At 48.7% G+C, this 23606-nt stretch carries 22 protein-coding genes and 1 other annotated feature; of the genes, 20 read left to right on the top strand and 2 right to left on the bottom strand.

What is annotated here, in order from left to right:
- Window positions 1-33: 33 nt before the first annotated feature.
- Entirely contained in the window at window positions 34-1614 is a 1581-nt protein-coding gene (locus AC1TPC_RS03340; protein WP_482065456.1) for a SagB family peptide dehydrogenase, read from the top strand.
- Window positions 1615-1705: 91 nt separating this feature from the next.
- Here AC1TPC_RS03340 and AC1TPC_RS03335 read toward each other — a convergent pair whose 3' ends face one another.
- A complete protein-coding gene (locus tag AC1TPC_RS03335; RefSeq protein ID WP_482065455.1) occupies window positions 1706-2263 on the bottom strand; it encodes a hypothetical protein in 558 nt (185 codons plus the stop codon).
- Window positions 2264-2422: 159 nt separating this feature from the next.
- Between AC1TPC_RS03335 and AC1TPC_RS03330 the strand changes: the two genes are divergently transcribed.
- The 12 genes from AC1TPC_RS03330 to AC1TPC_RS03275 all read left to right on the top strand — a co-directional run bounded on the left by AC1TPC_RS03330 (window position 2423) and on the right by AC1TPC_RS03275 (window position 15100).
- On the top strand, window positions 2423-2761 hold the full coding sequence (locus AC1TPC_RS03330) for a DUF3889 domain-containing protein (protein ID WP_482065454.1): 339 nt from the start codon (window positions 2423-2425) through the stop codon (window positions 2759-2761).
- Window positions 2762-2843: 82 nt separating this feature from the next.
- Window positions 2844-3155: a YbjQ family protein gene (locus AC1TPC_RS03325; protein WP_482065453.1), complete on the top strand. Its 312-nt coding sequence runs from the start codon at window positions 2844-2846 to the stop codon at window positions 3153-3155.
- A 166-nt stretch (window positions 3156-3321) separates the two neighbouring features.
- Complete coding sequence (locus AC1TPC_RS03320; RefSeq protein ID WP_482065452.1) at window positions 3322-4515, top strand: AraC family transcriptional regulator; 1194 nt, start codon at window positions 3322-3324, stop codon at window positions 4513-4515.
- Window positions 4516-4679: 164 nt separating this feature from the next.
- Window positions 4680-5300 (top strand): ABC transporter permease, encoded by a 621-nt coding sequence (locus AC1TPC_RS03315; protein ID WP_482065451.1) that lies wholly within the window; start codon window positions 4680-4682, stop codon window positions 5298-5300.
- 17 nt (window positions 5301-5317) lie between these two features.
- Window positions 5318-5962: an ABC transporter permease gene (locus AC1TPC_RS03310; RefSeq protein ID WP_482065450.1), complete on the top strand. Its 645-nt coding sequence runs from the start codon at window positions 5318-5320 to the stop codon at window positions 5960-5962.
- A gap of 20 nt (window positions 5963-5982) precedes the next feature.
- The gene (locus AC1TPC_RS03305; RefSeq protein ID WP_482065449.1) at window positions 5983-6909 is read left to right on the top strand and encodes an ABC transporter substrate-binding protein; all 927 of its coding nucleotides are present in this window, start codon (window positions 5983-5985) and stop codon (window positions 6907-6909) included.
- Between the two features lie 30 nt (window positions 6910-6939).
- Window positions 6940-7929, top strand: a complete 990-nt coding sequence (locus AC1TPC_RS03300; RefSeq protein WP_482065448.1) for an ABC transporter ATP-binding protein — start codon at window positions 6940-6942, stop codon at window positions 7927-7929.
- 47 nt (window positions 7930-7976) lie between these two features.
- Entirely contained in the window at window positions 7977-9497 is a 1521-nt protein-coding gene (gene hutH / locus AC1TPC_RS03295; RefSeq protein ID WP_482065447.1) for a histidine ammonia-lyase, read from the top strand.
- A 32-nt stretch (window positions 9498-9529) separates the two neighbouring features.
- Entirely contained in the window at window positions 9530-11191 is a 1662-nt protein-coding gene (hutU, locus tag AC1TPC_RS03290) for a urocanate hydratase (RefSeq protein ID WP_482065446.1), read from the top strand.
- 13 nt (window positions 11192-11204) lie between these two features.
- Window positions 11205-12464, top strand: coding sequence for an imidazolonepropionase (gene hutI, locus AC1TPC_RS03285; protein ID WP_482065445.1), 1260 nt, complete (start codon window positions 11205-11207; stop codon window positions 12462-12464).
- Between the two features lie 49 nt (window positions 12465-12513).
- A complete protein-coding gene (locus AC1TPC_RS03280; RefSeq protein WP_482065444.1) occupies window positions 12514-13770 on the top strand; it encodes an allantoate amidohydrolase in 1257 nt (418 codons plus the stop codon).
- Window positions 13771-13780: 10 nt separating this feature from the next.
- Complete coding sequence (locus AC1TPC_RS03275; protein ID WP_482065443.1) at window positions 13781-15100, top strand: amidohydrolase family protein; 1320 nt, start codon at window positions 13781-13783, stop codon at window positions 15098-15100.
- Between the two features lie 49 nt (window positions 15101-15149).
- Here AC1TPC_RS03275 and AC1TPC_RS03270 read toward each other — a convergent pair whose 3' ends face one another.
- A complete protein-coding gene (locus tag AC1TPC_RS03270) occupies window positions 15150-15803 on the bottom strand; it encodes a HutD/Ves family protein (protein ID WP_482065442.1) in 654 nt (217 codons plus the stop codon).
- Between the two features lie 217 nt (window positions 15804-16020).
- Here AC1TPC_RS03270 and AC1TPC_RS03265 point away from each other — a divergent pair, with 217 nt between their 5' ends.
- The 7 genes from AC1TPC_RS03265 (at window position 16021) to AC1TPC_RS03235 (ending at window position 23606) form a co-directional block, all read left to right on the top strand.
- Window positions 16021-16341: a rhodanese-like domain-containing protein gene (locus AC1TPC_RS03265; RefSeq protein WP_482065441.1), complete on the top strand. Its 321-nt coding sequence runs from the start codon at window positions 16021-16023 to the stop codon at window positions 16339-16341.
- Window positions 16342-16553: 212 nt separating this feature from the next.
- A complete protein-coding gene (locus AC1TPC_RS03260) occupies window positions 16554-16775 on the top strand; it encodes a hypothetical protein (RefSeq protein ID WP_482065440.1) in 222 nt (73 codons plus the stop codon).
- A 183-nt stretch (window positions 16776-16958) separates the two neighbouring features.
- Window positions 16959-17705, top strand: coding sequence for a type I methionyl aminopeptidase (gene map / locus AC1TPC_RS03255; protein WP_482065656.1), 747 nt, complete (start codon window positions 16959-16961; stop codon window positions 17703-17705).
- A 174-nt stretch (window positions 17706-17879) separates the two neighbouring features.
- A complete protein-coding gene (locus AC1TPC_RS03250; protein WP_482065439.1) occupies window positions 17880-18284 on the top strand; it encodes a hypothetical protein in 405 nt (134 codons plus the stop codon).
- Window positions 18285-18397: 113 nt separating this feature from the next.
- Window positions 18398-18631: a binding site (T-box leader), on the top strand.
- Window positions 18632-18681: 50 nt separating this feature from the next.
- Window positions 18682-20556: an arginine--tRNA ligase gene (locus AC1TPC_RS03245; RefSeq protein ID WP_482065438.1), complete on the top strand. Its 1875-nt coding sequence runs from the start codon at window positions 18682-18684 to the stop codon at window positions 20554-20556.
- Between the two features lie 72 nt (window positions 20557-20628).
- The gene (locus tag AC1TPC_RS03240; RefSeq protein WP_482065437.1) at window positions 20629-22923 is read left to right on the top strand and encodes a heavy metal translocating P-type ATPase; all 2295 of its coding nucleotides are present in this window, start codon (window positions 20629-20631) and stop codon (window positions 22921-22923) included.
- Window positions 22920-23606 carry a sulfite exporter TauE/SafE family protein gene (locus AC1TPC_RS03235; RefSeq protein WP_482065436.1) on the top strand — a complete coding sequence of 229 codons (687 nt, stop codon included), beginning with the start codon at window positions 22920-22922 and terminating at the stop codon, window positions 23604-23606. Before AC1TPC_RS03240 ends, AC1TPC_RS03235 begins: the two co-directional genes overlap by 4 nt.

The following is a 23606-nucleotide window of genomic DNA, read 5'->3' as shown; positions in this document are numbered from 1 at the left end:
TATGCCCCAAGCAAGCCTTTAGGAGGAGAAGGAATGAGTCTGAAGGCATTTTTTCACCAATTGCAATTCGACCCGGATATGGCCAAATCAAAGGATGGGGAGACCGATTGGGAAGACGCGCCGCTCCCCTATAAGCTTTATAGGGGCTTGCCTGCTTACCCTCTTTCTGCCGAGGTTCCGCTGACGCTTGCGGGAGAGCGGGATTGTGCTAAGCCAAATCTTCGGGAGCTCGGTCATTTTCTTTGGTACACATTCGGTCTTGCGCAACTGAGCCAATCTGTTTATGGACCGGATGCAGGGGATGAATGGGGAACCTCTCTACAGCTTTGCAGGCGATTCGTTCCTTCAGGCGGTGGGCTATATCCCAGCGAGCTTTACCTTTATCTGAAGCTGGAGGACCTGTCTCACGGCATTTACCATTATGATGCGGCGCATCACCGGTTGATTCTGCTGCGTGAAGGGCAGCATGACAATTATTTAAGCAAGGCGCTGGGGAATCGCTGTGACTTGCCTGCTTGCTTCGGCGTCGCTTTCGTAACGACTATGTTTTGGAAAAATTATTTTAAGTACGATAATTTTTCATATCGCTTGCAGGGTCTGGATGCCGGATTATTGATTGGACAACTGCTGGAAGTGTCAAAAAGGTTTGGCTTTGAGACGGGTGTGTACTTCCAGTTTTTGGACCGTGCTGTCAATCATCTATTAGGATTATCCGAGCGGGAAGAGAGCGCGTATGCGGTCATTCCGCTGTCAGCAGAGCCGGAAATGCAATGGTTCTTACCTGTGCAAGAAGGCGCGGAACACATATCCGCAGACGAATTGTGCAGGGAGCTTGCGGTGACTCGGCATGAGCACTATATGCGATCGAGAAGAGTATCGGAATATCCGATGCTAATCCAAGTGAATGAAGCTTCCATGCTGGAATATTCACATTCGTTTCGGCAAATTGGGAGGGAGAAGGAGAATTCGATTAAAGGAGGATCACATAGGCTGCCTCAAGTAAAAAGGCTGACATATGATCTGGCGTCCGTATTGCGAGAACGTTATTCGCCGGAAATTGAATTCGTATTGCAGCCGGTTGGTCAATGTAGTCTTGCAGCTCTGTTGCAAGAAGTGATGTCATCGTTTAAGTATCGAAATGATCTGGACGGCAAGCAGGAGAAGCCGGAGTCTCGCGTTTCTCTATATGGGTGCTTCTACGGCGTTGAAGGTATTAGTAATGGCGCCTATCGCTATGATGTTTCTGCACATGCCTTGGAACCGGTTCGTGACGGCGATCTCCGGTCCTGGCTGCAGAACGGAATGTCATTGGATAATGTGAATTTGCATCAAGTCCCGTTATGCTTTCATGTCGCAGGGGATATGAACGATCTCCAGGTGCAACTGGGTTGCCGAGGCTATCGCATCCTGCAGATGGAGGCAGGGATGCTCGTCCATCGCTTGCTGCTGGCAGCTTCCGCAGTCCAAATGGGGGGGCGACCGCTGCTCGGTTTTGATGCCCAAATAAGCAATGATCTTTATAATATGGCTTCTCGCGGGCATACAAGTCTCATTCAAATTCCGGTCGGTCATTGTCGAGTCCGTTCGCGGCTTGAGGGGAGTTTGGCTCACTAGCGGTTTATTCCAAAAAGGACAGAGGGAATGTCATCGACATCTCCTCTGTCCTTTTTGGTTTATTCATTTGATAAAACAGAGGACTGAGCACCTATCTTGGCTGGTCTTTCTCTTTCTCTTTCTCAGTCGAGTAACATACGACGGGATAACACGCATGATGCGCATGAAGCGCATGGTGCGGGTGAACCCATGGATGAAACCATTCGTGATGATAATCGATTGAGGTGTATTCCCAGCCTTCATGAGGATGATGGTGATCCATTGAATCATGCATCGCAGGATGGAAGTCATGCATCGGATGATAATCATGCATAGGATGATAGTCATGCATATCGTGATAATCATGCATATGATGGAAATCGTGCATATCATGATAATCATGCATATGATGGAAATCGTGCATATCATGATAATCATGCATATGATGGAAATCGTGCATTGGATAGTAGCCGTGCATGTGGTGTTGATCGTACATATGATGGAAATCATGCATGTGGCTTAGATCTACACAGCAATGGCAATGGGATTTTTGAGTCATCTCACTCTCGAGAGGTTTATTTATTTCGGGTTGAAGGGAATTCATTTGCATGTGCTGGTAATAATCCGGCATTCCAGCCGTTTGTTGCACATAAGGCTGATTAGGTATCATGGTGTGCCTCCTTTTTATCATACCTTACAATATGCCTAAATCGAAAAAAGGGCACATATCCCTATAAATTGGGCGTGAACATGAGACATAAGTGAATAGGACGAAACGAAGAAGGTGACGCTAGTACGGATACTATGAAAAAGACAGGTGCTTGAAGAAATGCTGCGTCATATCGTCATGAAGGCCGTATTTGTTCTGCTGAGCCTCTCTCACTCTGAGGTCATGACAGCAGGGGAGTCTGCCTTGCATGCAGAGCCTTCCTATGCCAAGTGGGGAAAAATGGCTATGGAGGAGACATCGAAAGCGTACCTTAACGCTTCCATAATTGATTATAAATATGTAGGCAGAACTAAACTGTCAGAGGAGCAGGCAGAGGAGAGCTTTGTGCTGTGGCTTCGGAAGGATGCACGGGAATTTGGTGTGCGGGTCAGAATTACGATCCAAACGAGTACGGATCAGGTATTGAACCTAACGATGAAGGAGCTTGATTCAAAATAATTGAAACATCTGATAAAGCTGCTCCGTATTAGAAGCAAAACGATATGATACGCTTCTTGATGAAGCGGGAGGAGCTTAAGCGATGCTAATTTCAACTACGCCAACAATCGAAGGACGTCCCATACAGGATTATGTGGGAGTCGTAACAGGTGAAGCCATAATGGGTGCCAATGTCGTACGCGACTTTTTTGCATCGATAACGGACATTGTAGGAGGACGCTCGGGCGCATACGAGAGCAAGCTGAAAGAAGCCCGCGACGTAGCGATTGATGAGATGAAAAACCAAGCTTCAAGGCTGGGAGCAAATGCAATCGTCGCTATCGATATTGATTATGAGGTGGTACGCGAGGGCATGCTTATGGTAGCTGTCAGCGGAACTGCGGTACGTCTATAATCAGAAAATCAAGTAGGGAAAAAGCGATAATAATTCGATCGTTATAAGCGGTGCTTATGCGATTGAGTTATATCGTTTTTTTTTTGTAATGGAGATAATCTACAATTGACGAAACGAGGCAGATAAGGTTAGAATTGCGGTACTTTTATAAAGAAAGGGAGTCTTTATGATGCAGGCAACGACGGAGGCAGCGTTCTCACAGCTTCTCATTTCCGGAACAATTGTACATGAAGGCAGCTTTAAAGAAGTTCAGCAAAGACTCGGCATAGAAATTACGCCTCATTTGACGATTGTGATTTCGATGGATCGTTACCCGGAGCTTGCTATAGATAAATCGATAACGTGGAAAATGGAAATTGGACAGCAGCTGGTCAAGGCTATTTATCAGACGATAACAGAGCCTTTTCTTTGGGCTTGGGTGGAAGAAGGGATATTAGCGGTGCTGCTGGAGCTTCCATCGGATAGTCCGCAAAGTCCTTCATTAAAAAAGAGCTTATTATCGATCGTTCAAAAAATTCAAGGGTTGGTTGATCAACAGGGTTTTTCTGTATCCGCGGGAATCGGCTCCTATTATGACAGCCCCTATATGCTGTATCGGTCTTTCGAGGAAGCGAAGGAATCGCTTGTTGATCGTTTTTTTCAAGGGAATCGCGTTATTTATTTCTATGAAAAGGATAAAAAAATCGCCAAGCAGGCGGAGCAGGCGATTTCCCAAGAAGAAAAAACAGAGCTGCTTGCGCGTGTCCGAATTGGCGATATCGAAGGCTCTATCAATTATTTGAAAATATTGCTCGCTAGAATAGCGCTAATCTATAAACTGCACATCGATATGTTCAAATCTGCAGCCATTGAGCTTAGCATGTCCTTATCGAGCATGGTTCTCGTAAAAGGGGGAGATGTCTCGGTTATTTTATCCGAAAACGCAAAGATGATTCAAAGCTTATACAGCACGGTCCGATATAACAATTTTGTAAACAAGCTATGTGATTATTGGAGAATGCTTGCGGAGCAAATTGTAAAAGCAAATAAATTGAACGTATCCCCAATTACACGCAAAGCGATGAAGCGAATCATCGAGAACCATCAGAACAAAATGACACTGGAAGACATAGCACAATGTTGCTATGTGAGCACTTACCATTTAGCCCATTTGTTTAAGAAGGAAGTAGGTCTAGGCGTCATTGATTTTTTGAATAAAATCCGCATTGAGAAAGCGCTATATTACTTGGAAGCGACGGATATGTCCGTTAAACAGATTGCGGGTCAGGTCGGTTTTCAGGATTCCAACTATTTTACGCGTACGTTTAAAAAAATAATGAGCTGCACCCCCTCCGAATATCGCACAGCAAGATTGTGCTAGTGGTGAGCAACTTTGTCCATTGATTGTAAGCGTTTTCAATTCTATAATTAAGACGTGAAGTAATCTTACATCAGGTTATGCTTGTTCGGGAAACGGGGGGTTTGTGTCATGAAACATAACATTAGTTGGCTTATGTTGTTCAGACCTAGAGAGGAGAGACTAGGATGAATTATCTGTTTGAACATCTTGATAAGGTAACGGGGCTGTTAATCGAACATATTTATCTCGTATCTCTTTCGCTAGTCATTTCTATCCTTGTTGCTGCGATGATTGCTGCGGTGATCTCCCGCTTTAAGAGAGTGCAGTCTCCCGTATTGGGGGTTCTTGGCATCATCTATACGATTCCAAGCATCGCGTTATTCGCGCTGTTGATCCCTTTCCTTGGCCTAGGAGTGAAGCCGGCGGCAATCGCTTTGATCGCCTATTCCCAAATGGCGCTGGTCCGAAATATGGTGGTCGCGATTAAAGGGATAGAGCCTTCTATTGTAGAAGCGGCTCGCGGGATGGGGATGGGCAAGTGGCGGATGATTTACAAGATCATCGTTCCGCTGGCGCTGCCCGTTGTAGTAGCGGGAATCCGCATCGCGGCAGTTTCCATGATCGGCATTGCGACGATTGCCGCTTTCATCAATGCAGGCGGGCTTGGAAAACTGATATTTGAAGGCATTTATCAGGATCATTCCGGCAAAATCATCGCAGGCACCGTAGCGGTACTCGTACTTGTTATTGCGACAGACTTGGTGTTCCGATTCATTGAAAGAAGAGTGAGTCTTAACACAAGGTGAAAGGAGGCAACTGAGAAATGAACGTTTTCAAAGAAGCTATTGATTATCTGATGAGCAAGCCGGACCTTTTTTGGGAAGCTTTGAAAATCCATCTTTTGCTGAGTATGATCGCATTGGCGATAAGTATTTTCATCAGCGTACCGCTTGGGATCTACTTATCTAAACGGAATAAGCTGTCCATGGTTGTACTGAATGTGTTCTATCTCGGGAAGATCATTCCTAGCTTGGCCGTACTGGCGCTTACGATGCCTTATGTGGGGGTCGGATTCACGCCTTCGTTAATTGCATTGACGATTCTTGCATTCCCTACCATTCTAATCAATACGGTGGTTGCCTTTAAGGAAGTCGATAAAAACATCATTGAAGCTGCGCAAGGGATGGGAATGAATAAGCTTCGGATTATCCGGAAAATTGAGTTTCCGCTCGCCTTGCCGGTCGTTATTACAGGGATACGCACAGCCTCCGTTGAGGTTATAGCGGGAGCTGCGCTAGCTGCTTTTATAGGCGGCGGTGGTCTTGGTGATTTCATCATAAATGGAATCGCGTTGGCCAAGCCATCGATGCTGCTGGTGGGCGCTGTACCGATTTGTCTGCTTGCTATTGCAGGCGATTCGATATTTGGACGGATTGAAAAATTAACGAGCCCAAAAATGGGCCAATAATCAGAGGAGCGTGAAGGGGTATGAAAAATATGTTTAAGAAGCTGATGTTGTCTGGTACGGTATTATGTTTGGCTGTTAGTTTGGCAGCTTGTAGTCAATCAAGCAATGAAGCTGGCGGATCAGCGGATAAGCCCACGATCAAGATCGGATCAAAAAACTTCACGGAGCAATACATCCTCGGAGAGCTGTATGCGCAGGCGCTGGATGCAGCTGGCTATAAAATAGAGCGGAAGCTCAACCTTGGCGGAACGCAAGTGGCTTTTACAGCACTTCAAAGCGGTGAAATCGATTTGTACCCGGAGTATACAGGAACGGCGCTTCAGGACGTCCTGAAAGAGTCAGCACCTAATGATGAAAAGGCAGTCTATAAGGCGGTTAAAAAAGGCTACAAAGAAAAATTTGATATTGAGACATTGGATCAAACGCCATTCAATAACACCTACGTGATCGTAACTACCGCTGATATTGCAAATAAATTTGGCTTAAAGACACTTTCTGATCTGTCGGCCAAAGCTCCTGAGCTTAATTTTGCGCTTATTCCTGAATTTGCCGATCGGGGAGATGGGCTGCCAGGCTTGCAACAAACGTATGGCGGCTTCGAATTCAAATCGGCCAAATTGTTTGATATCGGCTTGAAATACAAGGCGTTAACGGATAATCAAGTTGATGTGACGATTGGCTTCGGAACAGATGGTCAAATTGCCGGCTTTAATCTCGTTTCGCTAGAGGATGACAAGAAGCTTTGGCCTCCATACCATGCCATTCCGCAAGTTCGCGGCGAAGTGCTGAGAAACAACCCGGAGATTGGCGATATTCTCAACAAGATCAATGCATTGCTGACGGATGAAGTGATGGCATCTCTGAACTGGGAAGTGGACGGCGAAACCAAAAAAGAGCCAGAAGATGTAGCGGAAGCATTCCTTAAAGAAAATGGATTTCTTAAATAACAGGAATGCAAGCTGGAGGAGGTGACCAAAATGAGCGGAATTGAATTTCAACATGTGATCAAGTATTATCCCGGCACGGAAAAGCCTGCTGTCAACGATGTTAGCTTAACAGTAAATAGCGGTGAGTTTATCGTACTGCTCGGTACTTCGGGATGCGGGAAAACGACGCTGTTAAAGATGGTCAATCGACTTTACGAGCAAACGGAGGGCAGTATTTTGGTTGACGGTATCGATACGAAGAATGTGCCCGTCAATGATCTAAGAAGGCGGATAGGCTATGTAATCCAGCAAAGCGGATTGTTTCCCCATATGACGGTGGAACAGAACATTGCCGTCGTACCTGAGATGCTGGGTTGGGACAAGGCTAGAATTAGCGCAAGAACCGACGAGCTTCTGGAGCTCGTTCATCTTGATCCCAAGCTGTATCGGAAAAGATACCCGCGTCAGCTATCCGGCGGTCAACAGCAGCGGATCGGGCTAGCCAGGGCACTTGCGGCAGACCCGCCGTTTATGCTGATGGATGAACCATTCGGAGCAATTGACGCCATTACGCGAACCAAGCTGCAGGATGAATTGATTAATATTCAAAAGAAGCTGCACAAAACGATTATGTTCGTTACGCATGATGTGGAAGAGGCGCTTCGGCTAGCAGATAAAATTATTATTATGAAAGATGGAGAGGTCGTTCAATTCGACGCTCCTCTCCAACTCATCCTTCATCCTAAGAACGAGTTTGTTCAGCACTTGATGGGTGGGGACGATATGATTCGTAAAATCAGTCTCATTAAAGTGAGCGCCGCGATGGAGCGGGTCGTCGCATCCCATGTGAATCCTGCCCTTCCAACGATTTCGGAGTCCAGCGACCTCAAATCGGTGCTTGATATTCTACTGCGTACAGGTGCGGAAGTCGTGCAGGTCGTTGGTGTTGTTGGGCAAGAAAATCGTGTTATCGGCAAAGTAGCCCTTTCACATATTCAAAATCTGTTGTCTCCTGTATATCAAAAGACGGCGGATGTTTAAGCCTCAAGCAGCAGATGGAAAAGCTTGTTCTACGGAGGTGATTTGTTTTGAGCAGCATCGTAATAAACGGCAGAACTATACGAATTGAGGATGTCGCTGCAGTCGCAAGAAAAGGACTTAAGGTCGAGCTAGCCGAGGAAGTTAAAGCGAAAATCAATAAATGCCGCAGCCACGTAGAACGATTTGTAGAAGAGCAGCGCCCCATTTATGGTATTACAACGGGACTGGGTGAACTATGCAAAGTTAGACTAACGCCGGACGAAGCGGCAAGGCTTTCCAAAAACGTCATCATGAGTCATGCATGCGGGGTAGGCGAGCCATTAAAGGCTGATCAAGTGCGCGCGATTATGTTTGCGGCGGTCGTCAATTTCTCGCAAGGCTACTCGGGCATCCGTTTGGAAACGGTTGAGACGCTTGTTCAGATGTTGAATAAGGGCGTAACGCCCTGGGTGCCTTCGCAGGGCTCGGTAGGTTATCTCACCCATATGGCCCATATTTCGCTTGTCGCGATTGGCCTGGGGGAGGCTTATTATAATGGCCGGCAGCTTACTGGAGCGGAAGCGATGAAGGAAGCTGGAATTAGGGCGCTAGAGTTGAAAGAGAAGGAAGGGCTCAGCCTAGTTAACGGAACGGTATGCATGAGCGGTATTAGCGCCTTGGCGATCTTTGACTGCTTGCAGCTTGCAAAATGGGCGGATATCGCTGGTGCGATGAGCTTTGAAGCGCTAAAGGGCACCTATTATGCGTTTGATGAGCGAATTCATCGCGTACGCCCATTTCAGGGACAATGGCAGGTTGCTGACAATCTTCGAAGGCTTATTGCGAGCAGCGAAATTAGCGAGCAGTCCAAGGACCGCAGAATTCAGGATGCGCTCAGCATAAGGTCCATTCCTCAGGTGCACGGCGCATGCCGCGATAAAATCATGCATGCCGTTGAAATTGCTGAGCTTGAGCTTAACTCTGCGACGGACAATCCGCTCATCTTCGACGACGGCGATGGCGGCATTTCCATCTCGGCATGCAATGCGCATGGAGAGCCTTTGGCGTTGACGATGGATATGACGGCAATCGCGGTTGCGGAGCTTGCTAACATCTCAGAGCGCCGAATTGACCGGCTGGTTAATCCGCATACGAGCGAGCTGCCAGCATTTTTGGTGGAAAAAGGCGGTTTAAACAGCGGTTTCATGATTACTCAGTATGTAGCTGCCTCGTTAGTTGCTGAAAATAAAGTGCTGTCCCATCCTATATCCGTCGACTCTATTCCTACATCGGCGTTTCAGGAGGATCATGTCAGCATGGGCACGCCAGCAGCGCTGAAAGCCGTTCAAGTTATTCGCAACGCCTTCAAAGTGCTCGCAATCGAGCTGTTGACTGCCGCGCAGGCGCTAGAATTTCATAAACCGCTCAAATATGGGGCTGGAACGGAAATCGCCTATGAGCTCATTCGCAATCATGTGCCCAAATGGTCGGAGGACCGCGTATTTTACCCGGATCTGCAAAAGATGTTCGCTCTTGTTGAGAATGATGAATCTATTCGAATCATAGAAGAGAATGTAGGTCTTCTTTAACTTATACATTTTGCAAAATGGAGGCGTTACGGATGAGCTTATCGCAACATTCGATTATAAAAGCTCCACGTGGAGTGGAGTTAAATACAAAAGGCTGGGTGCAGGAAGCTGTTCTGCGCATGCTGATGAACAATCTCGACCCGGAAGTGGCAGAGCATCCGCAAAAGCTTGTCGTATACGGCGGAATAGGTAAAGCCGCGCGGAACTGGGAAGCCTTCGACAGCATTGTCGCTACGCTGAAGGAGCTTGAGGATGATCAAACTCTGCTTGTGCAATCTGGAAAGCCGGTAGCGGTATTCCGCACGCACAAGGATTCGCCAAGAGTGCTGCTCGCGAATTCCAATATCGTACCCGCTTGGGCGAATTGGGATAAGTTCCACGAGCTGGATCAAAAAGGGCTGATGATGTATGGCCAAATGACGGCAGGCAGCTGGATCTATATTGGCAGCCAAGGGATCGTTCAAGGAACTTATGAATCGTTTGCCGAATGCGCAAGGCAGCATTTTGGCGGCAGCTTGAAAGGAACGATTACCGTTACGGCAGGCATGGGCGGTATGGGCGGGGCTCAGCCGCTGGCTGTCACGATGAATGATGGGGTCGTGATCGGTATTGATGTTGATCGTACGAGAATCGAGAAACGGATTGAGACTCGTTATTTAGATACTTGCGTCGAGTCATTGGATGAAGCGATCACATTAGCTGAGGAAGCCAAGTCCGAAGGGCGAGCGCTGTCCATTGGCCTTGTCGGCAATGCAGCAGAACTATTGCCGCAAATGATCGGCCGCGGTTTCATTCCTGACGTCTTGACGGATCAAACGTCTGCCCATGATCCTTTGAACGGCTATTTGCCGATTGGCATGTCGATGCAAGAGGGCGAGGTGCTGCGCGAGCAGGATCCGAAGGCCTATGTGAAGCGTTCCAAAGCAAGCATGGCGATTCATGTAGAAGCGATGCTGGCTTTGCAGAAGCTGGGTTCTGTTGTATTTGATTATGGAAATAACATTCGTCAGGTTGCGTTTGACGAAGGCGTTGCCAATGCTTTTGATTTTCCCGGGTTCGTGCCGGCTTATATTCGCCCGCAATTTTGCGAAGGGAAAGGCCCATTCCGCTGGGTTGCCTTATCAGGCGATCCGGAGGATATTTACAAAACGGATGAAGTTATTTTGAAGGAATTTGCTTATAACGAGCATTTATGCAAATGGATCAAAATGGCTAGAGAACGTATTGAATTCCAAGGTCTGCCTGCACGTATTTGCTGGCTGGGATATGGCGAGAGAGCAAGATTCGGAAAAATAATCAATGATATGGTCGCTTCAGGCGAGCTGTCAGCTCCGATTGTAATCGGTCGCGATCATCTTGACGCTGGCTCGGTCGCATCTCCTAACCGGGAAACGGAAGCGATGAAGGATGGAAGCGATGCTGTTGCCGATTGGCCGATTTTGAATGCATTGGTGAATACAGCAGCAGGAGCAAGCTGGGTATCGGTTCATCATGGCGGCGGTGTTGGAATGGGCTATTCCCTTCACGCAGGTATGGTTGTGGTGGCTGACGGTACTGAGGATGCGGCGAGACGGCTTGAACGCGTATTGACGAGCGACCCTGGCATGGGCGTTGTCCGCCATGCGGATGCGGGCTATGAGCTGGCGATATCAACGGCGAAGAACAAAGGCGTGCAAATGCCAATGCTGACATAAGGCGGGATCGATTATGAATCCAATCGTTTATATCAAAAACGCGAATCAAATCGTTACGGTCAGCGGAGCGAGCGCAAGTCCTAAATCCGGCAAGCAAATGGAAGACTTGGGCTTGATTGAGCATGGCGGTATCGTAATCGAAAGGGATCAGATCGTATTTGTTGGTTCCGATGAGGAAGCACAGGCCTATGTAGATAACCTCACGCAGGAGCCGCTCGTTATTGATGCATCCGGCAAGCTGGTTACGCCGGGACTCATTGATTCCCATACCCATCTCGTCTTCGCGGGAAGCCGCGAGAAGGAGCTGGAAATGCGGCTGCAGGGTGCCACTTATATTGAAATTTTGGAAGCGGGCGGTGGCATCCTGTATTCCACAACGCAAACGCGTCAAGCCTCGGAGGAGCAGTTGTATGAAGAGTCTAGAAAAAGGCTTGACCGTTTTCTCCAATACGGCGTAACGACGCTGGAAGCGAAGAGCGGCTACGGCTTAACGACTGCCGATGAGCTGAAGCAGCTTCGGGTAGCGCGCAAGTTGAATGAATCGCATGAAATTGATATCGTTTCTACGTTTATGGGGGCTCATGCAGTCCCCCTTGAGTATAAGAGCGATCCAGAGGAATATGTAAGGATCGTTATTGAGGAGATGCTGCCTGCTGTAGCAGAGGAAAACTTAGCCGTCTTTTGCGATGTTTTCTGCGAGCAGGGCGTGTTTACAGTCGAGCAGTCGGAACGCATATTAGAGGCTGGGAAGAAGTATGGTCTTATTCCAAAAATCCATGCCGATGAGATCGTAACCTTTGGCGGTGCGGAGCTTGCCGCGAAAGTCGGCGCGATTTCAGCGGATCATTTGCTTAAGGCGTCGGATGAAGGCATTGCAAAAATGGCGGAAGCTGGCGTCATTGCCGTTCTGCTGCCGGGCACTGCATTTTTTCTGATGGAGGAGCCCGCTGAAGCGCGGAAATTGATCGAAGCTGGTGTCCCGGTTGCGCTCTCCACAGATCGGAATCCCGGTTCATGTCCAACAGAATCGCTTCCGCTTATTATGAATTTCGCTTGCTTGAATATGAAGATGACGCCTGCTGAGGTTTTGTCGGCATGTACCATTAACGCAGCACATGCGATTGGCCGTGCTGATGAGATTGGCAGCATCGAGGCAGGTAAGAAAGCTGATCTCGTACTTTTTGACGCGCCGAACTATTTGTTTATTCAATACAACTTTGGAGTCAATCTAGTCGACACGGTTATTAAAAATGGCAGAGTTGTTGTAGGTTGAAAACAACACGGCCGATAGGACTAGCATTCGCGAAGGAGAACGGCAATTTATGAAAAATTTACGAATTCAGCCTGATCGTTTGGAGAAGCAAATTCACGAATTAGGGGAAATCGGACAAAACGTACGCGGAGGCTTGGATCGAACGACGTTTACACCCGCGGAGCTTCAGGCGCGGAGCTGGCTGATTAAAGAGCTTCAGGAGCTTGGCCTTGAGGTGAGGCTTGATGCCGCTGCGAATATTTGGGCAAGACGGCCGGGCAGCGAGCCGAATTTGCCTGTCATTGCTTTTGGATCGCATATCGATACTGTACCGAATGGCGGCAAATACGATGGGGCGCTTGGCGTCTTAATGGCACTAGAAGTTATGCGTGTATTGAAGGAAGAGGGCGTTCAAACGCGCCATCCGCTGGAGCTCATTTCTTTCAGCGCGGAGGAACCGAACCCGTTCGGCTTGTCAACGTTCGGAAGCCGGACGGTAGCGGGGAAATTAAAGCGGCCAGACCTCGATGGCATTTATGACGATAAAGGCCTCTCGATTATAGAAGCATTAAATAAAGCGGGAGGGAACTCGGAGCAATTCGAATCTGCGAAGCGAGAGCCGAATGAGCTTGCTGCCTTTCTTGAGGTGCATATCGAACAGGGCAAGCGTCTTCTTGAGCGAAATATCCCTGTCGGCATCGTAACGGCGATCACAGGCATTTATCGTGAAGAGGTTATCGTTCACGGTCAAGCGAATCATGCCGGAACAACCTTGATGAATGATCGGAAAGACGCCTTAATGCTGGCCTCGGAGCTGATGCTCGCTTTCGAAGCCGTATGCCGCAATCATCCAGCCGATGAAGTCGTTGGAACGATTGGACGAATCGTCAATTATCCGAATGCGGCGAATATCATTCCTGAGAAAGTCGTGTTTAATTTGGAAGCTCGAGGGAAATCCACCGAGGAAATTCAGCAGGTTATTTCGTCATGGAACGTTGCAGTCGAAGAAATTGTACGCAGAAGAATAGGCAAGGTTGAGCGGCGGGTTGTACTCGATCAAGCGCCAGCAACGATGGATCAAACGGTTATTGATGTTTGCAAGGAGCAGTCCGAAGCATTAGCGCTCGAAACGCTCTACTTAGGCAGCATGGCAGGACATGATGCGGTGCATATGTCGGCTTTGACCCGGGCAGGGATGCTGTTTGTCCCGAGCATTGACGGGAAGAGCCATTGTCCGGAGGAAGAGAGCCTCATGACGGATATCGAGAAAGTCGCTAATGTTTTGCTTCACGCCATTTTGTCCTTGGATAAAAGATTAGAGGAGTAGGGGGATGAACATGCAGCAATTATTTATTGCAGATTATGTATATACGCAGGATGCTTTTGAGCCGAAGCAAGCCATCCTAGTGGAAGATGGCATCATCAAGGAGATCGGTCCCGAAGACCGGCTGAGCTCGCGTTATCCGGCTGCTGAAAGGATTTTGTGGTCCGGCAAAGCCATCGTCCCAGGTACGGTCAATTCGCATAACCACTCCTTCCAAAGCTTGCTGCGTGGTATCGCCATTGACCGGCCTTTTCTCGATTGGAGAGACGAGGCCCTCTATAAATATACGCCGCTTCTGGATGAAGAGGCTATCTATACCGGGGCGCTGCTTGCCTTCGGGGAAATGCTGCGTTATGGCGTAACCACAGTGAGTGATTTCTTCTATGTCCACAACGGTGGAACGGCACATGATGAGGCAGTTATTCGTGCAGCTAACGACCTTGGCATTCGGCTCGTCTTTGCCCGTACGATGTACGATTGGACCGGTGCGCCAATCTCTTATCGGGAGACGGTCGATGATGCGGTCAAGCGCACCCGCGACCTTGCCATCAAATATCAAGGCAATCGGATGGTAACGGTGCATCCTGCGCCTCACAGCCCTCATGCGGCTTCACCGGAGATGATTAAGGCAGGGCACAGGCTCGCGCAGGAGCTGGACACTCCGTTTCATATTCATGTAGCGGAAGAGATGTTTGAGGTTGAGGAAACGCTGCGGGATTACGGCTTGCGTCCGGTTCATTATTTGGATTCGCTCGGCGTGCTGGATGAGAGAATGATCGCCATCCATCTCGTCTGGCTGGATGATTCCGAGATCGAGCTCCTCGGCAAACGCAGCTGTTCCCTCGCCTACTGTCCGTCAAGCAATATGTTTCTTGCCGACGGCGTTACTCGCATTCCCGATTTGCTGAAATCAGGCGTGAAAATAACGCTGGGAACTGACGGCGCATGTAGCAACAACCGAATCAGCGTATTTGAAGAGATGCGGATGTGCTCCATGCTGCAAAAGGTGACAAGGCTGGATGGAACCTGCATTACTGCGGGCCAAGTATACGAGATGGGAACGAAGCGCGCCGGCGAGATTTTGCGCATGCCGATCGGCGTGTTGGAACAAGGCGCTTACGCTGATTTTGTGGCCTTGGATATCGATGACTTGTCGCTTGCACCGAAGAACGAGCTATTTGCGAATATGGTTTATGCGATGCAGCCGGGTGCTATTTCCTATGTCGTCGTGGGCGGCAAATTGATCGTAGATAATGGGAAGCTTACTACCGTTCCCGAACGAAACATCGTTCATCGTGTGGATTCATTATTTGATAAATGGTCAACCGTTTAACTGCCAAAAACCCTTCCGATCCCAAGTAAAGGATCAGAAGGGTTTTTCTTTATATGACGCTGGCTATTGATGAAGCAAATATAGTCGCTTTTATAATAGCGGTATTTTTTTCAGCTTCGTTTGTGAAATGAGCTTGAATCTGCCGCTTTGGATCGATATTTGAAATAAGCAGCATATCGCCTGACTGAAGCTGTTCAGATATACCGCCATCTATACGGAAAGTAATGGCGCCGTTAGCGCAATAAATCGCTTCGAACACTTGGTTGAAATCGTTAGTAGATAAATAGGGGCCAAGAATGACCGTTTGAGCAGATTCATCCATGTGCAGCGCTTGAAGCTCGCCTTTGTAGCCTTCAGTCAGCATCAGATTGAAATCTTCTACTTTCCCAAAGCTTTGGGTTGTCCACTCTCCGCTGTAGCTATCCTGTTCATAGGGCTTCAATACAGTCTGATGATGCCCTTCATGCTGAAGAGTCATTTCTCCCGCTGTGACCATCGTTAGTCGCCAAATGCCGGGAAGGGGGGTGAAGGTGGATTGCTCGACTTCGACTGTTGCCGTACTAATTCTCCATCCAAAATTCCGCTTCGAATAATCTGCATCTTGAGGGTATATGGCAACCTCCGTTGTCGTACCGCCCGACCATCTTGCTGTGTGCTGCTGAGCTTTCCTGCATAATTGAAATGAAAGAGAAATAATGACCATCGCCTTCCGTTCTTAAATGAATTTGCATGTATGTAATTATAACATATGAAGTGCTGTTTGATGCGTGTTGAGAGGGGCTGTGAACAGTCTTTATCATCTGCAAGAAAGGCTGGTTTGCTATATTCTATAAGCAGTGAACGTGTGCCAAGATGGACATGAACTTGCCTTCGCGATACAATGCTTATAGACAAATAAATATTAAGCATGGCTTGAAGGGATGAATAATATGTATCCGGAAATGACGGCAGCTGAGCTGGATGACCAGCTAAAGGCAGGCAAAACCTTAAATCTCGTTGATGTCCGCGAACCGGATGAATGGCAAGCTGGCCATATTAAAGAAGCACGCAGCATTCCTTTATCGGAGCTTCAGGAGCGGTTGAATGAGCTTCAGCAGGGCGAGCAAGAAATCGTTCTGATTTGCCGGAGCGGCGGCCGCAGCGGCAAAGCCTGCGACTTCTTGCACGCACAAGGCTATAAAGTAGTAAACGTAACAGGCGGCATGCTGCAATGGCCAGGCGAGGTAGCGCTGGGCGAATAATGGATCCATTTTTGATAAAGCTGTTTCTTCAAAAAAAGTCCTCCCAAGGACTTTTTTTGTTTGTATGCTAGGTTGTGGAATAGTTGCTCAGCTCAACGGGCAAAATCATATCTGATTATCTGGATAGCTGCTGTGAAAAATAACAGATTGCTATTCTTTTCATATCATGCTTAGCCACAGGTTGAAACACAAAATAGAAAGGATGAATGAGAATGATTCTTCAAGAGCATACAGCTGAAGAAATTAGCGAGTTGATGTCGATATTAAAAAATTCGTTGTCAATGGAGCTGAGAGTGAGCAATGAAGAAGTGCAGAACACAATAACAATGATGGAAAAGCATGGATTTAAATATAAGGTCTCATGGTCGTCAATGGAATTGGAAGATCATACGGTGATCGATTTTTGGAAGAAAGAACTGATCAAGAATCCTTAACGTTTCCGCTAAGCTGGTTCTATTCCGTTAACGAATAAACCATTCGAACATATACTGAAGCATACATACTTCAGGAGCTAACTTGGAGCGCAAGCTGGGGTATTCTTATTTTAAAACCGATTATACATTTTAGAGAAAACTTCAGGCTGCGGCGTAATTGAAGTGAAGGATTAGGTGATTGAAATGATTGTTGTCAAGACGCAGGAAGAAATGATGAAAATGAAAAAAGCGGGTGAAGTATTGGCAGCCTGCCACCGGGAGCTGCGCTCTTTCATCCGTGCTGGCATTACCACTTTAGAAATCGATCAATTTGTTGAAGCTTTTTTGGAAAAGCATGGCGCGACGCCGGAGCAAAAAGGGTATAATGGATATCCGTTCGCGACTTGCGCTTCAATTAACGATGTCATTTGCCATGGCTTTCCTAGTCAAACCGTACTGGTGGAAGGCGATATCGTAACGGTTGATATGGTTGTTAAATTGGATGGATGGCTCGCCGATTCGGCTTGGTCCTATACGGTTGGGAATGTGTCGGCAGAGGCGCAAAGGCTGCTCGATGTCACCAAGGAGTCGCTCTATAAAGGCATTGAACAGGCTGTAGTTGGAAACCGGATCGGTGACATATCGCATGCAATTCAAGTCTATGCTGAAGCGCAAGGGTTCTCGGTCGTCCGAGACTTTATTGGTCATGGCATCGGCCAGGATATGCATGAAGAGCCTCAAGTGCCCCATTATGGACCTCCGCATAGAGGCACGCGCTTAAAGGCGGGCATGGTGCTGACCATTGAGCCCATGTTGAATACGGGAAAATACCACAGTAAAATTGATGCAGACGGATGGACGGCAAGAACGGTCGATGGCGGTCTGTCGGCTCAATATGAGCATACGCTGGCGATCACCGATGATGGTCCGATCATTTTGACTGAACAATAGCAGTCCTTGATTTTCAAGCATGAAATACAAAGGCTTCCGTCATTCGGCGGAGGCTTTTTTTTGCGGACATGTAACATTTTTTACGAATGGAGCGTCTTATTTATGTGAAAGAAAAATTCCATTATATTCTTTCTTTTAGAGAATGACTAACAGATCTGGGAGCAGGAACAAAAAATGAAAACGAGAAACGGGTACATCTTATTGTCTGTTATGGCTTTATTGCTAATTATTTTTGTCTTTAATTGGCTTAGAACGAATACGAACAATTTTAACATGTTCATGCCTTTTGCCGTCACGTTGAATAACGATTCTGACTATGACATCGTTTCGGTTGAGATGGGAATGGTCTCAGGCTCGTCGGAGCATAAGTATACGAAGACAATAAAAGCTGGCGACAGCGTTCGAATTAAACCGCAGATGCAATTAACGGGCGAAGGCGCTGTCTACTTAAAATACACGGATTCTAGAGGGATTACGAGAGAAAATATCGCTTGTGGATATACGGAATCGTTAACCGGAAGAGCTGAGCTGACAATCGATAATGACCGATTTGTTCTAAATGAGCAAGATTGCTGGTAATGGGTGCTTCACTTTTTTGATAACCAGCAGCTATAGCCATGTCAGTAGTTATTCCAGCTTGACATAGCAAAGACGATCCTGTATAAATATTTCTAAGCAATCAATTGGAAATCACAACATTAGTGAATGGGACAGTAATCTATGACGGATAGTTGCAGCGAGCCGGGTCAGTGGAAGCCGGTACGGATGTCTTAGATGAAGCGGACCCAGGAAATGGTTTGCCGAACCGAAGTAAACAGCAGTAGGCAAATCCGGTCATGGACCGTTACGAAAACGAGGGGTCAAGCAGCTTGCAGGCTTGGCACTTAGAGTGGTACCACGGGATCTTTACGGCTCTCGTCTCTTATTTTAGAGACGGGGGCCTTTTTGTATTTTTTATGCGAATGGAGGAATGGGAATGATTAATGAACAAATCATTGCGGCGATTGAGGTTATTATGCAGCGAATGTTATCGGAGGCCGGGCTGCAGCGGCCTGTAAATCTGAGGATAGCGGTGGAGCATCCCGTTAATCTGGAGCATGGCGAATACAGCAGCAATATTGCGATGCAGCTTGCAAAGCTAATGAAGCGCGCTCCTTCCCAGATTGCGGGTGAATTCAAGGAGCAGCTGCTGTTCGAGCCGAGCTTGTCCTCATCAATCGCTTGTATCGAGGTTGCTCCGCCAGGCTTTCTCAACTTTTATGTTAATTGGTCCTGGTGGGCTCAAGCTTCAGACCAGCCGGCAGCACGGATCAAAGAAGCGAGAAACAAAGTGCTGATCGAGCATACGTCAATCAATCCGAATAAATCAGCTCATATCGGACATTTGCGCAATTCCTGCATCGGCGATACGTTGGCGAGAATGCTCAAACGGTCAGGACATCAAGTAGAGGTGCATAACTATATTGATGATCTAGGCAATCAGCTGGCTGATACGGTGGTTGGCGTTTTGCAGACGACGACCGAGCAGCCTTATGAGCGCTTTGGAGATTTTTGCTGGGAGACATATTCCAAGATCAATAAGGCGTACAAAGAGCAGCCTGCATTGCTCGAGGAGCGTACAAAGGTGCTTGCTCAATTAGAGGAGGGGCGCTCCAATGTAGCATGGATGGGCTTGCTCATTGCCGAACGAATCGTACGCGAGCATGTGGAGGAAATGAAGAAGTTCGGCATCTCCTATGATGTTCTCGTTTGGGAGAGCAGCATCGTGCGTGAAGGCTTCTGGGAGCGAACGTTTGAGCTGCTGAAGCACACAGACATCTTCCGTCAGGAGAAGGACGGGAAGCTAGCGGGCTGCTGGGTGCTTAAACAGCCGGAGCAAGAAGGCGATATCAAGGAGCAAACAGAATTCCATGCGGAAAAGGTGCTCGTACGCTCGAATGGCATTTTGACCTACACAGCTAAGGACATTGCCTATCACCTATGGAAGTTTGGCTTGCTCGATAACGATTTTCGCTACAAAAAGTTCTCCGATCGCCTTTGGTCCACCCACGCCAGCGGAGTGAAGAAAAAAATAGGCCGCGCCGATATGGTCATTAATGTCATCGATCAGAGGCAGGAATATCCGCAAGCGATGGTCAAGCAAGCGCTGCTTGCTTTAGGCTACCAGAAGCAGGCAGAGCAGCTTAGACATGTCAGCTATGGCGTTGTATCATTAAGTCCTCAAACGGCAAGAGGTCTAGGCATTGATACCTCGGACGGGAAGCAAGCTTATGCGATGTCGGGCAGGCAAGGAATCGGCGTCAAAATCGCGGATTTCTTGGCACATATGGAACAAATCATCGATTCGAACCGATCACGCAAGGCCGGATTATCGAGCATCGCGATTGCAGCAGCGTCGATCCGCTACTATTTGCTGCGTTTCCACTTACAGACGGAGGTCGTATTTGATCTTGAACAAGCGACTGAGGTAACCGGGAATACAGGCGTTTATTTAATGTATTCCTATGCGCGCGCAAGCAGCATATTGAAGAAATCGGGTGTTTCGGGTATCCCAGTCCCTAGCGATACTTTGGCATCCGGCGAGCTTGGATTACAGGAACGCAGTCTGCTTAAACAGCTAGCCTATTGGCCGGAAACGCTGCAAACATCTGTCATGGAGCTCGCGCCAAACCATTTGTGCAACTACGTATATGAGCTCTCTGCTTTATTCAATCATTTCTATGCCACTTGCCCGATTCTAAAGTCAGAGGGGGAGGCGAGGAGCCTGCGCCTATGGCTCACGGAGCGTTATAAGCAAACGATGCAGGATGCGTTTGAAATACTAGGTTTGCCAGCACCAAACAGCATGTAGCCGCATGTTCCATTCATGCAATTCGATTGCCCATCATATAGTTTAACGGGAGAGGTACAGGCATGAGCGGCGATGAATGGAAGGCAGGTGCTGAGGTTGGAGCATGACATTCAGAATCAAGAAATAGAACGTGATGTCACGATAGATTTTGCGGTGCAGGGGATGAGCTGTTCTGCTTGCGCGGCAAGGATTGAGAAGGCTGTCGGCAAAATGGATGGCGTGCAAATGGCGGCAGTCAGCTTCCCGCTTCGAACGGCATGGGTACAGTTTAAGCCCGGGGTGCTCGGGGCCGCCCAGATTGCTGAGCGCGTAAAACAATTGGGATTTGCAGCGCTCTTAAATGAGACGGCAAAGGAAGGACTTCATAAGGAGCATAAGATCCTAAAGCTAAGACTTGTCGTCTCTTTAATCCTCACGCTGCCGCTGCTAACGGGCATGGCACAGCATATTCCGCTGCTGGAGCCCTTGCTGCCTCATATGCCGGCATGGCTAATGCTCCCATGGCTGCAGCTCGCGCTTGCTACGATCATACAGTTCGTGATCGGTTTGCCGTTTTATATTGGCGCTTATCATGCTGTTCGCGAGCGAAGCGCAAATATGGATGTTCTCGTTGTCATCGGCACGACCGTCGCATATCTATACAGCCATTATGCCGTTTTTCAGAGCGGCTTGCTTCGTCCGCTTGCAGAGTCGGCTGCCCATTCGCCTCCGCTCTATTTTGAAACGTCGGCTGTCGTCATTACGGCTGTGCTGCTCGGCAAATATATTGAAGTTTCAGCCTCGCTTCGAGCGCAGCACGGCTCGGAAGGCTATGGCAAGCTGCAAAGCCAGACGGCTGCGGTTGAACGGGCAGGGGAAGTCGTACGCATTCAGACGGAGTTTGTACGGGCAGGCGACATTGTTATCGTTCAAGCAGGCGAGGTCGTGCCTGTTGACGGTATTGTGAGCGGCGGTCAGTCAGCGATGGATGAATCGCTCCTCACTGGAGAAAGCTTGCCGATCGCCAAGCGTGAAGGAGATTCGGTGTGGGCAGGCACCCGCAACGAAAGCGCGCAGCTTCGCATCCGTACGAAGGCTGCGGGACATGATACGATGCTGAACCGCATTCAGGAGCTTGTCCGGCAAGCGCAGCGCTCTAAATCCGCGATTCAGCGCAATGTCGATGCGGCTGCGAGCTGGTTTGTTCCGGTTATGCTCATCTTTGCGCTCGCTACGGTCGTGATGTGGGGAGCATTCCTTGAGCCGGGGAATTGGAGCAAAGCATTCGTATGTGGCATTGCGGTCTTGTTGGCAGCTTGTCCATGCGCGCTTGGTTTAGCTGCGCCGATCTCGCTTGTCATTGCGTCGGGCAGGCTGGCCAAGCAAGGCATCATTTCGAAGGAAGCAGGTGCGCTTGAGCGGTTGGCGAGAATCCAAACGATTATTTTTGACAAGACAGGTACATTGACCGAAGGCAAGCCGCAGGTTAGCGCAGTGCTGGCGATACAGGGAAGCCGCGCTTCACTGCTCCGAATGGCAGCCGCTGCCGAAGCGGAAGCAGCTCACCCATTGGCAATCGCTATAATTCGAGAAGCAACGAAGCTGGGACTCGTTATTCCTGAAGCCAGCCAATTTGCGTTTACGCCAGGCGGTGGTGTTGAAGCGACTGTTGAGGATCAGCGCTTCGCGGTCGGCAATGCCAAATTTGCGTCCGAACGTGCTTGGAGCGTAAGCGGTGCTGCAGCAGCTTTCGCGCAGCAGCGTGAGGAGGCGGGCGAAACGGTGCTGTATGCCGCGTTGGAAGGGCGATGTGTGGGTGTCATGGCGTTTAGCGATACGGTTAAAGCAAATGCAAGAGCTACTATAAAAGAGCTCAAGTCGCTAGGTGTAGCATCGCTGCTCGCTACCGGTGATCACGAGGCTCCCGCGCTTGCTGCGGCCAAAGCTGCAGGCATTACAGTCGTACATGCTTCCATGCTGCCAGAGAGCAAGGTTGAGCTGGTGGAGCAGCTCAAGCGGCGAGGAAAGCGGGTAGCCATGGCGGGCGATGGCTGGAATGATGCGCCGGCATTGGCCGCTGCTGATGTCGGGCTTGCGATGGGGGAAGGAACGGACGCGGCGCTAAGCGCTGGGCATATGACGCTGTTGTTCTCAAGGCTGCAAGCCATCCCTGAGGCGATCAGAATCAGCCGCTTAACGATTCGAAATGTTAGGCAGAACTTAACCTTCGCCTTTCTTTATAATGTGATCATTATTCCTTTTGCTGCATTTGGCCTGCTTGAGCCATGGATGGCAGGGACGGCAATGGCTCTCAGCTCGGTGTCGGTAGTCGCTAACGCGCTTCGACTCTCCGGTCAGCTTCGGCGCAAGGCTGGATCAAGCAAATGACGATAACTTGGCAGCAGGTTGGCTTTATTATTTTGACGGGATTGTTCAGCGCTCCGCATTGCATCGGGATGTGCGGAGGCATCGTATCCGCCGTGTCGCTTAATTCTACCGCTTCAACACAGAAATCGATGCTGCTCTACAATGCGGGACGAATTTTGTCCTATACGCTGTTAGGTGCCGTCATGGGAACGGTTGGCTCCTTTGTTGATGTGGCAGGCAAGCTTGCCGGCGTACAGGGGCTTGCGTCCATTATCGGCGGCTGCTTCTTGCTGCTATGGCTATGGCGCAGGTTCCAGCTGCCTTTCATGAACCGACTATCAACCTTCCTCCACAAGCGATTGGCAGGAGGTGCACAGCGCTCAGCGAAGCAAGAAACCGGGCATTTGCTTGCGACCGGCATCGCGTTCGGTTTCTTGCCCTGCGGCTTGACATATGCGATGCAAATGACAGCGGCCTCCACCGGCTCGGGGCTCGAGGGTGCGGCTGTGATGGCCTTGTTTGGCCTCTCTACCTTTCCTGCCCTAGCTGCTGCAGCGTCCATTGCATCCTTTGCAAACAAAAAATGGCGGCGCTTCATGCGCAAGGCGAGTGTGGTGACGGCGATTGCCGTAGGCGTCATTTCGATTTTGCGAGGGCTGGCTGTCAACGGCGTGATTCCATCGATAAATCCGTGGCTATGGTAA

The organism is Paenibacillus sp. Y280 (assembly GCF_056786335.1).
Note: the sequence above shows the minus strand (reverse complement) of the source record. Positions and strands in the feature narration are given on the sequence as shown.